Below are 13,111 nucleotides of genomic sequence, written 5' to 3'. Positions count from 1 at the left end.
AAATCTAAAAGGTTTTGAAAAAGGAGAACTACATGGAAATTAAGTTTAATGATTTTTTTAAAGAAGAATTAACAATCAATGAGATACAGGTCGCTTTAGAAAACGGTGAAATAACCTCAAAAGAGATGGTTATGTATTACCTTCAAAGAATAGCCAAGTATGACCAGGACGGTCCAAAAATAAATTCTGTCCTTGAAATAAATCCGGATGCAATATTTATTGCAGAAGCAATGGATTATGAAAGAAAAACAAAAGGAACGAGGGGGCCTTTACATGGTATCCCAGTTTTTCTTAAAGATAATATTGAAACAAGTGATTCCATGCATACCAGTGCAGGAACACTTGCACTAGAAAATAATATTGCAATGAAAGACGCATTCCTTGTTCAAAAACTCCGTGAAGCAGGTGCAGTCATTCTAGGTAAGGCAAATATGACAGAACTGGCTAATGGCATGTCGAATGAAATGTGGGCAGGCTATAGCTCCAGAGGCGGACAAGTATTAAATCCATATGGCGATGCGAACCTTTTTGTCGGTGGATCAAGTTCAGGATCAGCCGTTGCCGTTGCTGCAAATTTCACCGTATTGTCTGTAGGCACTGAAACAGATGGTTCCATTCTGAGTCCTGCAATTCAAAACTCTGTTGTTGGAATTAAACCAACAGTAGGTTTAATCAGTCGCACAGGGATTATTCCGTTTACATATTCACAGGATACAGCTGGACCTTTTGCAAGAACGGTTACTGACGCTGCTATCTTATTAGGTTCCTTAACAGGTTTCGATAAAGGCGATCCAGCTACATATAAAAGTGAAGGTATTTCACTCCAGGATTATACGATCTATTTGGATTCCAATGGATTAAAAGGTGCCAGAATCGGCGTATTCAATAATGCTTCTGACGATTACCTTCAATCAGGAGAATATGATAAAACTCTGTTTATCAATGTACTTCAAACCTTACGTGGCGAAGGCGCAGAAGTCATCGAGGATATCGAAATTCCTTCCTACCATCGGGAATGGAGTTGGGAAGTATCTATCTATGAACTAAAACATAGTTTAGGAAATTATTTATCTCAGTTACCATCCTATGTTCCAGTTCATTCTTTCACAGAACTAATTCAATTCAATAAACAACATGAACAGAGGGCATTAAAATATGGTCAGGGTAAGTTGGAATATCGAGAGACCTTGCCCAACACGTTAAGAAATCCTGAATATTTGAATGCGAAATTGGAAGATCTGTATTTTTCGCAGGACATGGGTATTGATTTTACTTTGAAAAAATATAATCTTGATGCGATCATTTTCCCTTCTTATATTGGTTCCACAATATGTGCAAAAGCTGGATATCCGTCTATAGCTATTCCTGCTGGATACATGGAAAGTGGTAAGCCATTTGGTATTACTTTTGCTGGTGCTGCTTTTAGTGAAGGGATACTAATCAAACTCGCTTATGCTTTTGAACAAGCTACTAAACATCGGAAACCACCGAAGTTAATTTGAAATTAAATATGGAGGTGTTACATTGAATAGTCCTATTCTAAATCAAATCGGAACGGTCTTTATTCCAGTAAGTAACATAGAACAAGCTCGAGATTGGTATTGTGACATATTAGGTGTACCAGCAGATGGAGAAATTCTGTTCGGTCATATTTATGTAATACCTATGAATGGTACGGGGATTGTATTAGATAGCAAAATTTTCTCAGAAGAAAATATATTTAAAAAACCTGTATTCCATCTCAATACAGAAAATATAGAAGAAGCTTTTCAGTACATGAAGAAAAATCAAGTTGAGTTAACAAGTGATATCGAACATAATCACTATTTCAATTTTAAAGATCCTGATGGAAATCATTTAATGATTTGTAAGTGTTAAAGAACCATTTTACGATAATGAGTCCTAATAAATTAAAGGAGTAATAAATAATGAGTTTTCAAATCATAAGAGAAATAAATAATGACGACAAAAATCACATTAATAATGAGCTATATAAATATAACTTGGCTCATTTTCCAGAGGATTTAAGAGGGCGGTACGAACAAATCAATTTATTCCTTAAAGATGAAAATGGTCTTGTTCGTGGTGGTTTATTAGGTGAAGTGTGCTGGAATTGGTTAGAAATCCACACTTTAATAGTTGATGAAGAAACTCGGAAATTCGGGTACGGCTCCAAGCTATTGATGGAAGTCGAGCAATTCGCATTAGAGAAAAAATGCGATTTCATCAAGGTAGATACATTAAGTTTTCAGGCGTTAGATTTCTATAAAAAAAACGGTTATCAAGTATTCGGAAGTATTGATAATGTGGGCAGAGAATTCACTCATTATTATTTAAAAAAGGATTTGAATATTTAATAATAGGCGATATGAAAAGTTACAAAAAGTAAAATATTTCGAAGTCATCGGAGGTACATAATGGAGTTTTATCAATTTAATAAAGAAAGTGGTAAGCAGATTTCAAAATTCAACTCAGATTTTATTATGTCTCGTATTATTCAAACTGATAAGACAACTAACATTGGTTGTATGCATTTAGACAAGAATGGTATTGTAGGCTATCACCAAGCGGTAGTTCCTCAACTCTTGTTAATCTTATCCGGAGAAGGTACTGTTCGTAATGATAAAGAAGAATACTTTAAAGTCCAATCTGGAGATGCTGTATTTTGGGAGAAAGATGAGTGGCACGAAACGAAATCAAATGATGGATTAACTGCTATTGTTATTGAAAGTACAGAATTAAATCCTTCTTTATATATGCCATTAAAGAAACAGGAATAGTTTTGCTAACGGGTGTTTTACATCAAAATTGTTGGGCAATTAATGGGGGTTAAAATACATGAGAATTCAAAAAGCAACATTAAACGAGCTTGATTCGCTAACAGAACTATTTGATTTATACAGATTATTCTATGAACAAACGTCTAATCTGGTAGGTGCAAGAGAGTTTTTGAGAGAAAGGTTGATTAACAAAGACTCAGTAGTATTTATAGCCTTTAATGAGAATAATCCTGTTGGTTTTGTTCAGCTATATCCAACATTTTCATCAGTTAGTATGCAGCGGTCATGGGTGTTAAATGATTTATATGTGAAAGAAAATGCTCGTAAAAAGGGATTTGCTGAGAATTTAATAAAGAAGGCCATACATTTTGCAGAGGAAACAGGTGCAAAAGAAGTTTCGCTTGAGACAGGTAAGGAAAACATTACAGCACAAAGGCTTTACGAAAAAATTGGATTTATAAAAGAGTCAAATTGTTTTTATTATTTTTCAGTTTAATAGTAATCAAACCAACGAGTGCGGTAAATTAAATTATTTGAAAATAGTTTGGAAGGCAAAACAATTTGGATTGAGAAAATATCTAAAAGAAGGATAGTTCAAGAAAGGATTGTTAATTTATGATGAAAAATGAAGAAAATTTGAAGATAAAAAAGATCATTGAGTGCGAAATTGATAACGAAATAACTGAGAAAATTCAAGAGTTATTGACTGAGAGTTTCGAGGGTATTTATCCAAACAATAGAATTTATTTTAAACAAGTGCCTCATTTTAGATTCTTAGCCTTTAACGAGGATAAACACCTTCTTGCACAGGTTGGGTTAGATTACCGAGTTATGAACCTTAATGGAAAACTTATAAAAGTGCTTGGGATAATTGATTTATGTGTTTCACAGGAATCCCGTGCAAAAGGAATAGCTTCACTTTTACTATTAGAAATCGATAAGTACTGTGTAGGGAAGGATATTGATTTTATAATTTTATTTGCCGACAATCAAACATTGTATTTAAAGAACGGCTACAAATCTGTTAAGAACAAATGTAAATGGTTGAAAATCGATGATAGAAATCAAACTATACTGGGAATAGGCTATGAAGAAATAAGTGAATTAATGATTAAGAAAATCGGTATGAATGAATGGACTGAAGGCGATATAGATTTTCTAGGTTATCTCTATTAAGATGGGAAATTAAATTAAGAATTGAATTGAATTGAGTCCTGGTGGGTGATGAAGTATCATTTTTCGTCAACTACGGCGCAATGCTTTCCGTCATGTCCTCCACAACCGTTTTAAAGAAATATATCCATACCATATAAAAGAGAACTAATGTCTATAACTTTAAAAATCTCCTGGAAGTTTTATATCCTCGAATGTCCCTCCTTTATCTCCTCTTTTTACTCCCCTTCTATAAAAATCCTTTTATTTACATAGCTTTTACTTCTGCTTCATAATGCGCATACAATTCTCCCGTAAACTGATGATGGAATATATTTACTTGGGAGGAATTTTGCTAGATGAACAAGAAATTTTTGGTGCCAATTGCGTTGATGAGTAGTTTAACATTTTCCACGGTAATTCCTTCACCAACCGAGTTATTGCAGAAAAGCCAAACACATGTCGAGGCAGCAGCATTCTCTCCAATCCTCATTACGGAACTGTTGCCTAACAGCAATAATGTAGCTGATACGTCAACGGATGCGTTTGAGTTTATCGAACTATATAACAATAGCACCCAATCAATTGATTTAAAGAATTACAAGTTAGTCTACGGATATCCAGATGGGAAAATGGTAGATTGGACATTTAATGAAGACAAAGCGATTGCTCCAGGCGAGACACTCGTCGTGTGGGTCAAAAATAAAGCAAATACGAATCTGACACTTGCAGATTTCAATAACGAATTCAATACCCAGTTATCGGAAAGTCAGTTTACCTACATCGAGTCGGACGGAATGGCAAACTCTGACGAGCGAACGATATCGGTTGCGGATACGTCCAACAATATTTTCACTTCAGCAAAATATGTGAAAGCTGATGTCGGCTTAAATAAAGGCATTCAATACAAAGCCGGGGAAGACGGGAAAACGATGGACATTCTTTCGTCTTCAGAAGCACCGACACCAGGTAGATTGATCACGGGACAAGCCCCTGCAGATCCAATAGTCGAGGATAAAGCAGCACCTGTCATTGCACATCAAGCGATCGACAAAGTTGCGGTTGGTGAACCCGTTAAATTCAAAGCAGTGGTTACGGATGAAACAAAACTCGAAAACGTAAAACTGTTTTACAAACTGACGGAAAATGGCAGTTGGCTTCATAAGGATATGGTCGGTTCATCTGAAGAAAATACGTTTGAAGCCCAAATCGACCAATCGGAAATATTGACGAACAAAGTAACCTACCGCATTGAAGCATTTGATGGGCAAAATACAGCTAGGACAGAAGATTATCAAGTGTTGATTGAAGGTATGGACGTTAACCCACAAAATGTTCCTGCACTTCTTGTGACAGAGCTCGTTCCAGACTCGACGAATGTCGGATCACTGGATGGCTATGAGTTTATCGAAGTGTATAACAATTCGGCAGAAGCCATTAACTTGAAAGATTACAAGATTCGCTATCGTTATCCAGCGGAAGGTCCGGAAGCGGACTTAATATGGAAAGCGGATAAAGAGGACATTATCCTGCCTAGTGGCAAAACCATCGTCTATTGGATTAAAAATGCGAGCAATCAAGAAAAGACTGTGGCTGATTTCAACCAGATTTACAATGTGAACTTGATTGAAAATGTAGACATCGCGGAAATCAAATCTGGAGGAATGGCCAACTCGAGTCATCGCGGTTTAGCCATCGCAACAAATACAGGCATTGATATTTCATCTGCCTATTATTACGACCAGCCGGATGTAGATGACGTGGCTGCGAACAAAGGCATTTTATACACGTATCCTTCAGATGGCAAATCCAATGTCATGAAAAAATACAGCCACAGCTTGGAAAATGCGACACCAGGGAGCCTATCACCAATCCAGATACCAAAAGCCAAGGTTACTTTTACTGAGGACAAAACAGCGCCTTCAATCAGCGATTTGACTGAAGCTATCCCGACGTCGGGACACGAAAATCTTGATCTTTCATTCGATGTAACGGATGAGTCCATGGTCAAAACGGTGCGTCTTTTCTATAGAACAAATGAAACCGACGAATATCGTATGGTCGATTTAACCAAAACCTACGATTCTACTGTTTATTCTCATACGGTTGCTTCACCAGAGTTACTTGGGAAGGAGAACTTAAGTTATTACGTTCAGGTATCAGATGGCACAAATGAAGTGGCTTCGGATGTTAAGCAAATCGAAATATTAAACGACGATTCGATTGTAACAGGATTGAACGTGGAAGATGGCTCTTATTTAAGTAAAACTGTTTTGCTGAAAACGTATGGCAAGGATTCAAAACTATTAATTAATCAAAAGGATGTCACGGGCGAAACCAAACCTGCGCTACCAACACAGGCTTACTTCGCCTTTGATGCGAAAAATGTCAATCTATACTTTAAAAACGGGGTCACGATTGGTGATGAAACGCTCCACATTTTCGATGACACAATTAACACTTATACAACCTTGACCATACCGGTGGATCCTGATCACTTTACGCAAGGACTCGATACCAAAATATCGATACGTGCAGGTACAAAAGTGTCTCCTTTCGATACAAATTCAGAAGAAAATCGCGATGACTTCTATGTCAAAAATGTACGATTAGTTTTAGCGGATGGTACCACTCTTTACGATCCTCAATACAAAGATATCGAAAAAGAGCTATCGGTCGGAGACGGTGCGAGTGCCAAGCCGGTAATCGATTTCAGCTTCCATCTGCCGGATGAGAAATTTAGTGCAAAGGCCTACGCTTGGGACACAACTGGAGAAACTGAAGGAACGCATACGGTCGAAGCGCAGGATGCAGAAAATACAAAAGCTGAAGTTATTATCGATAACAGTGCACCAATCATTACCCCTTCGATTGAAGAAGGAAAGGAATACAAAGGTGCCTTTACGATTCAGGCGGAGGTTGAGGATAAGTACTCTGCAGTTGAAAGCGTGACTGCGTTGCTGGATGGGGAAGAAATCACAATGCCTTTTGAGACGTCATCCGCAAAATTGTCACAAGGCGAACATACAGTTTCATTCACGGCAAAAGATGTTGCCATGAATGAAGTACAAAAAGATATTCACTTTACCGTATTGGAAGAAAAACCATACATGCCGGAAATCATTTCTCCGATAGACGGTACGGAAAACGTCAACCCGAACGAGACGAAACTGCAAGTGAAAGTGACGGACCCTACAAAGGATGAGCTGAATGTTTCATTCTATAAGGGACACAAGTTTGAAGCGGATGCAGAGGAAATCACAGTATTTGAAAACAGTGCAGACCGGGAACCGCCTAAAGAGCTGATTCCAGCAGGTGAATCCGTTGTCACGGCAAAAGATAAAATGGCCAAAGTGGACGGAGAGTACATTGAAACTACTTCACTGGATAAATTCCCGTATCACCGATTTGAAGTTACTGTAGGGGAAGAGCTTGATAAAGATGACGAAATCGTCCTGAACTGGGAAGGGAAATCACTGATCGGCCGTAAAGTATCAATGTACGTTTGGAATCATGTAAATGCTTTATGGGAACTGCAAGAATGGAAAGTTGCAAAAGACGACAAGAACTTCACTTTACATGGATCCGTCAACGTGAAAGAGTTTGTCAAGGACGGAAAAGTACAAGTGATGGTACAGGATGAAATTGCGTCCACAACGGATTTCGATTATTCGTTCATCTGGATGTCGGATACACAATATTATTCCGAAAGTTACCCACATATCTTCGAAAGAATGACGAAATGGATGGCTGAAGCGAAACAAAACCTGAACTTAAAATACGTTTTCCATACAGGCGATTTGGTCGATGAAGCTGACCAGCCAATTCAGTGGGAGCGTGCGGATACATTCATGGGCACGCTTGACAATGCAGACATTCCTTACGGTGTATTGGCAGGAAATCATGATGTCGGTCACAAAACAGGGGACTATAATGAATACAGTAAATACTTCGGGGAACAAAGATTTATGGACAAGGATTATTATGGGGAATCCTATAAAGACAATCGTGGCCATTACGATCTGATCAGTTCTAATGGCAATGATTTCATCATGATGTACATGGGCTGGGGAGTGAATGAAGAGGACATTGCATGGATGAATGAAGTCCTAGCCAAGTATCCTGAAAAGAAAGCCATTCTTTCCTTCCATGAATATTTATTGGTATCCGGCAACAGAAGCCCAATCGGTGAAAAAATATTCAACGATGTCGTCAAGACGAACGAAAACGTAATTGCGGTATTGTCAGGCCATTACCATGACGCTGAAACACTGGTTGACGAAATCGATGATGATAAGGACGGTACAGCCGATCGGAAAGTGTTTCAAATGTTAGCCGATTATCAGGGAGGACCTGAAGGCGGACAAGGCTTCCTGCGTCTTATGAAAGTAAATCCGGTTGAAAACACCATCCAGATGCAGACATACTCACCTTATTTGGATCAGTATAACTACTACAATCCAGTAGACTATCCTGGAAAAGATGAATTCACGATTGAAACGGACTTGACGCCGAAAGAAAAAGTTGTTGCTACAGATATGTTCAAGGCAGAAGTATTCACAACTGAACGGATCGGTGAAGTTAAAAACATCACGGATGGTTCGATTGCGGAAGTAAATTGGAATAATCTCGAACGTTCGACTAAACATAGCTGGTATGTTCAAGTGAAGGATTCATTTGGCGGAGAAATGCGCTCTGACGTTTCCGTGTTCACAACAGGTAACCAAGAAAGTAACAACGGTGGAAACGAAATTCCACCTGCGCCTATACCACCAGTTACAGGGGAACAAATTTTTAACGTAAACGAAGGCCAACTAACAAAAACGAATGATTCTTGGACTTTTGACCAAATGCCAACTTCCGATAGCGCGAAATGGGTCATTCCAAAACAAGTAATATCCAATGCAATCATTGCGGACAAACCCCTACGTTTCTTGACGAAGAACGGTCATGAAGTTGTGTTGCCAGTTAAAGCTGCGAAACAATTGCAGCAGAATCAAGGCAGCATCTCTATTATTTCAACTGTTAAGGCTGAAAAAGAAGCCGGTCTTCCAACTGGCAATCGTTACACTGATATTGTGGACATCGCTTTAATGGCAGGAGATAAAGAGATTGACTCACTTGAGTATCCAGTCGAACTGAAACTGAAGTTAGCTCAAACTATCAATAAACATCGAACGACAGCAGTCTATTACGACAATGGAGCGAACGCGTGGGTTTATGCTGGCGGAAAAGAGAAGAATGGCTATTGGACCGTTTCAACCAAGAATAATCCATCCATGTTCACGGTCATGTCTGCAAATGTCGCATTCAAAGATACTGCCAAGCACTGGGCTAATAAAGAAATTGACTCCATAGCTTCACGCTTTATAACAGAAGGAAAAACAGCTGAATTATTTGCACCGGAACAAAAATTGACACGTGCTGAATTCGCTGTCCTTCTTGTAAGAGCACTGCAAGTGCCTTTGGAAGACTATAAGGGAACATTCAAAGATGTCCCAGCTTCAAAAAAATGGGCAGCCCAACAAATTGAAGCGGCTCATCGCATGGGTATCGTAAACGGTAAGGACGACGGCTCATTCGATCCAGACGCAGATATCACACGTGAGCAAATGGCGGCCATGATGATGCGTGCTATTGACTATTCAAATCCAGAACTGACGACGAATTTGCCTCAAAAAGACAAATTTAAGGATGACTCGAAAATCAGTATGTATGCGAAAGAGGCAGTAAGCAATGCAAGTAAACTGGGTTTAATCAATGGTCGATCAAACGGAGCGTTCGATCCTAAAAAGCAAACGACAAGAGCAGAAACGGCGGTAGTTTTATATCGAATGCTCGACAAACTTGAATCTGTTGAAAAATAATAAATAAAGAACAAAAGGCTTCCGCACCTCTTTGGCTCATGTATCGTCAGCAAGAAAAAGGACACGGTTGGGATACCATTCGTCCTCTTTTTCGCAGAAGAGGTTCTTTGCACCTTTCGCTAGTGGGCTAGAAGCAAACAGGCCAAGTCGGTAGCGATTTCGTCGCCATTATCAAGAAATAAAAAGTGTCAATAAAATTGCAAAAAGACACCGCCAATTTGGCGGTGTCTTTTTGCATGGATTCTAATTTCTTAGACTAATACTGGTTTGACGTAGAAACAGCTTTCACTTTTCATTTTGCATATTTTTTTTAATCGAGTAGCCTCCGAGACAATATCTTCAACACAGGTAAATTCTTCATGCTCGTTTGTAACGACGGCAATCGATATAGAAACTAACGGAATCTTTTCCATTTGATACTCACGATTTGTGGTATAGATAAAATTTTCTTTTAGATGCTCATTTGTATAAAATTTTTTGATTTGCTCATCAAATGCATTGATTACTCTGTCACAGTATTCTTCATAGAAGTAATGGTTAAAAAGAACAATAAAATCGTCGCCTCCGATATGACCTAAAAAACTTTCTTTATTATCAAGGGAGTTAGTTAATAAATCTGCAGTTAGCTGAAGAATTTCGTCTCCTTTTTTAAAGCCATAATAATCGTTATAAGCTTTGAAACGGTCTAAATCTATATATAAGAGACTAAACTCTTTTTTATGCTCCAAAACTTTGTTTAGATTTTGATTAATAATAATGTTTCCTGGCAGCCTAGTCAGGGGATTTAAATAACTAGCAAACTCAACTTGTATGTCAGAAACTTTCATTAGAAGGCTTTTAATACTCACTACACCGACGATTATATCGTCTAATTGTATAATTACGTCATCATATATTTCTTCTTCGGATCTATCCATCGCTAACTTACTGACTTCAACAATGGAAGTGAAAAAGTCCACAATCAATGGATTATTATTGGCTAATATTTCAATAGGCTTCTTAATGTAAAGGTTATAACCATATTGTGTACCCATTTTTTGATAAAAATTAGTTCTAGTAATTAAGGCTGTAGCTGAATTTTGCTCAGTGATAACAATGCCTTGCAGACTTAAATCATTATGAAAAATTTGGTCCACCTGGTGACAAGGCGTTCCAAAAGGTACCTTAGGTATTTCTTTAGCAATATCTCCGATATAAGCAATCATATAAACCCCCATATTTAGTAATTTTGTCGTTAATTTCTTATTCACTTGAACATTGTGGTAAGAGTTGTACTTAAACTAAAGAAGGTAATTAATACTTTTAATTTCAATTGGTAAAAACATGAAGCATATTATCTATACTATAATAGTTCTTTTAGTTTATATAAAGGGATATATTGGGTTAATTTTTGTATAAAAACAACCCTTCACAAAATCTAATTAAAAATGATGTGAGGGGTGTTTATGTTGAATTCAAAAAAGGAAATACATGAGCATGTTTTTTCTAATCTGTACTTATTTAGAATTTCATTTAGCGCGATATAAATTTGCAGGTGTGACAATAGGTGATTGAGTTAAGGGTACTATTCCATTTTTTAATAGAGGGTTCGGTTTTCCTAATGCATAACCTTGTCCATAATGAACGCCAAGTTTTTGAATAAACTCCAATTCTGACAATGTTTCAATGCCTTCTGCAATAACGTCGGTTTTGGATTGCAGTGCAAACTCGACCAGAAGTTCGACTAACTGTTGTTGAGCTGGTTGAATGTTAATATTACGGATCAGCGATTTATCAATCTTGATGAATTCCGGTTTTAAATATGCAAGCGTTTTGAGACTATTATAACCTGTTCCAGCATCATCCACGGCAACTCTAAATCCTTGTAGACGATAATTCTCTATTATTTTTTCAAATCGATTATAATCAATCACAGCTTCTTTTTCCGTCATTTCTAATACAACTTGGCTAGGAGAAAGATTATATTTATCTAATAGCTCCAACGTTTTTCCACTTCGATACGCCGAATCTGTTAGTACTTGTGGTTGAATATTAAGAAAAACCAACCGATTTTTAAACTCTTGCGAATGCTCTAACTGCTCCGAATATCTCTCAAGTGATAGATTGCGCAAAAAGGCTTCGACCATAAAGACGTTATCACTTTGACCCACATAATCATAAAATTTTTCTGTTGATGGAAACAAGGATGTGATCTCAGGACGATTCAGTATTTCATATCCAATGGTTTCATTTTCCACAAGAGATAAAATCGGCTGAAATACAGTTGTTATCTTTTGCTTACTTATAAGTCCCTTAAACTCTTCACTTTTTTTAAATTCTTGAATAACAAAATTATGGTTATTATGTAAATATCGTAAATATTTAAACATCGTACTTATCTGGTTAATCTTCATTTAATCTCCCTTAACATTGCGTTCTATTTGTGTACTTTTATATAGTATAGCGATGCAATATTTCTTGAGTATTAAGGAATTGTAAAAAGTTTCTAGCTATTTAGGATTTATAGCACGTCTTTATAAGAGCGATGAATAAAATTAGTTTAAAAAGGAAAACAGGTAGTTTAGGAGAATTGGTATAGTAAGATTTACATAATCGAGGTGAAAAACGTGCCAAAATAGCTCTCTTGACAGTTACTCACGATCCCAGTGGAAGAAATATTAAGCACTTGAATTAGGGGGGACTGGCATGGAAGATTACATACATACTCTACTAAATGAAATTCCACCCGTTGAAAAAGGTAAAAGAGTCGTTCTTGGAATAGATGGATTAAGCCGTTCTGGGAAAACAACCTTTGTAAAAAAAGTTCAACACCATCTTCAAGAAAAAAATATCCCCATCTGCATTTTCCATATAGATGACTACATTGTGGAGAAAAAAAGGCGTTACGACACCGATTATGAAGAGTGGTATGAGTACTACCATTTACAATGGGATACTGATTGGTTAAAAGAGAATTTGTTCATCAAACTAAAAACGTCTGAAGAACTAAACTTAATAACTTATGATAATCAATCTGACACACACAATATACAAGTAGTTAGATTACCTGAAACTTGTCTAATTATCGTTGAAGGAGTATTTCTACAACGAAATGAGTGGAGAAGATTCTACGATTATTTAGTTTATTTGGATTGTCCGAGAGAAATAAGATATAACCGTGAAAGTGATGTGACACAAAGCAATATCGAGAAATTTAGAAATAGATACTGGAAAGCAGAAGAGTATTATTTGGATACAGAATCTCCAAAGAAGCAAGCAGACCTAGTATTTCAAAATTAAATGGGAATCTAGTTTTTAAAGGAAAACACTTTT

At 37.2% G+C, this 13,111-nt stretch carries 10 protein-coding genes; 8 read left to right on the top strand and 2 right to left on the bottom strand.

All coding sequences use genetic code 11. The features are described from left to right. Positions 1–32 precede the first annotated feature (32 nt). The 7 genes from HMPREF1210_RS13960 (at position 33) to HMPREF1210_RS13930 (ending at position 9,799) form a co-directional block, all read left to right on the top strand. Positions 33–1,502, top strand: a complete 1,470-nt coding sequence (locus HMPREF1210_RS13960; protein WP_016429344.1) for an amidase family protein — start codon at positions 33–35, stop codon at positions 1,500–1,502. A gap of 22 nt (positions 1,503–1,524) precedes the next feature. Then, on the top strand, positions 1,525–1,878 hold the full coding sequence (locus HMPREF1210_RS13955) for a VOC family protein (protein WP_016429343.1): 354 nt from the start codon (positions 1,525–1,527) through the stop codon (positions 1,876–1,878). 50 nt (positions 1,879–1,928) lie between these two features. Then, entirely contained in the window at positions 1,929–2,357 is a 429-nt protein-coding gene (locus tag HMPREF1210_RS13950; RefSeq protein ID WP_016429342.1) for a GNAT family N-acetyltransferase, read from the top strand. A gap of 60 nt (positions 2,358–2,417) precedes the next feature. Then, positions 2,418–2,780, top strand: coding sequence for a cupin domain-containing protein (locus HMPREF1210_RS13945; protein ID WP_016429341.1), 363 nt, complete (start codon positions 2,418–2,420; stop codon positions 2,778–2,780). Between the two features lie 58 nt (positions 2,781–2,838). Beyond that, a complete protein-coding gene (locus HMPREF1210_RS13940) occupies positions 2,839–3,276 on the top strand; it encodes a GNAT family N-acetyltransferase (protein ID WP_016429340.1) in 438 nt (145 codons plus the stop codon). Positions 3,277–3,395: 119 nt separating this feature from the next. Further along, positions 3,396–3,956, top strand: a complete 561-nt coding sequence (locus HMPREF1210_RS13935) for a GNAT family N-acetyltransferase (RefSeq protein ID WP_016429339.1) — start codon at positions 3,396–3,398, stop codon at positions 3,954–3,956. 335 nt (positions 3,957–4,291) lie between these two features. Continuing rightward, the gene (locus HMPREF1210_RS13930) at positions 4,292–9,799 is read left to right on the top strand and encodes an S-layer homology domain-containing protein (protein ID WP_016429338.1); all 5,508 of its coding nucleotides are present in this window, start codon (positions 4,292–4,294) and stop codon (positions 9,797–9,799) included. A gap of 251 nt (positions 9,800–10,050) precedes the next feature. Here the strand turns inward: HMPREF1210_RS13930 and HMPREF1210_RS13925 are convergent, their stop codons facing one another. Both HMPREF1210_RS13925 and HMPREF1210_RS13920 read right to left on the bottom strand, forming a co-directional pair. Continuing rightward, entirely contained in the window at positions 10,051–11,004 is a 954-nt protein-coding gene (locus HMPREF1210_RS13925) for a GGDEF domain-containing protein (protein WP_016429337.1), read from the bottom strand. Between the two features lie 303 nt (positions 11,005–11,307). Next, complete coding sequence (locus tag HMPREF1210_RS13920; RefSeq protein WP_016429336.1) at positions 11,308–12,192, bottom strand: EAL domain-containing protein; 885 nt, start codon at positions 12,190–12,192, stop codon at positions 11,308–11,310. Positions 12,193–12,484: 292 nt separating this feature from the next. Between HMPREF1210_RS13920 and HMPREF1210_RS13915 the strand changes: the two genes are divergently transcribed. Next, complete coding sequence (locus HMPREF1210_RS13915) at positions 12,485–13,078, top strand: kinase (RefSeq protein ID WP_016429335.1); 594 nt, start codon at positions 12,485–12,487, stop codon at positions 13,076–13,078. The last annotated feature ends 33 nt before the right edge of the window (positions 13,079–13,111 follow it).

This window comes from Paenisporosarcina sp. HGH0030, from assembly GCF_000411295.1.
Taxonomy (GTDB): domain Bacteria; phylum Bacillota; class Bacilli; order Bacillales_A; family Planococcaceae; genus Paenisporosarcina.
This window is presented reverse-complemented; position numbering and strand designations above follow the sequence as displayed.

What these genes read in the sequence shown, in the direction of transcription:
- HMPREF1210_RS13960 (WP_016429344.1), top strand. Translation starts at nt 33, where the DNA reads ATGGAAATTAAGTTTAATGATTTTTTTAAAGAAGAATTAACAATCAAT.
- HMPREF1210_RS13950 (WP_016429342.1), top strand. Translation starts at nt 1,929, where the DNA reads ATGAGTTTTCAAATCATAAGAGAAATAAATAATGACGACAAAAATCAC.
- HMPREF1210_RS13945 (WP_016429341.1), top strand. Translation starts at nt 2,418, where the DNA reads ATGGAGTTTTATCAATTTAATAAAGAAAGTGGTAAGCAGATTTCAAAA.
- HMPREF1210_RS13940 (WP_016429340.1), top strand. Translation starts at nt 2,839, where the DNA reads ATGAGAATTCAAAAAGCAACATTAAACGAGCTTGATTCGCTAACAGAA.
- HMPREF1210_RS13935 (WP_016429339.1), top strand. Translation starts at nt 3,396, where the DNA reads ATGATGAAAAATGAAGAAAATTTGAAGATAAAAAAGATCATTGAGTGC.
- HMPREF1210_RS13930 (WP_016429338.1), top strand. Translation starts at nt 4,292, where the DNA reads ATGAACAAGAAATTTTTGGTGCCAATTGCGTTGATGAGTAGTTTAACA.
- HMPREF1210_RS13925 (WP_016429337.1), bottom strand. Translation starts at nt 11,004, where the DNA reads ATGATTGCTTATATCGGAGATATTGCTAAAGAAATACCTAAGGTACCT.
- HMPREF1210_RS13920 (WP_016429336.1), bottom strand. Translation starts at nt 12,192, where the DNA reads ATGAAGATTAACCAGATAAGTACGATGTTTAAATATTTACGATATTTA.
- HMPREF1210_RS13915 (WP_016429335.1), top strand. Translation starts at nt 12,485, where the DNA reads ATGGAAGATTACATACATACTCTACTAAATGAAATTCCACCCGTTGAA.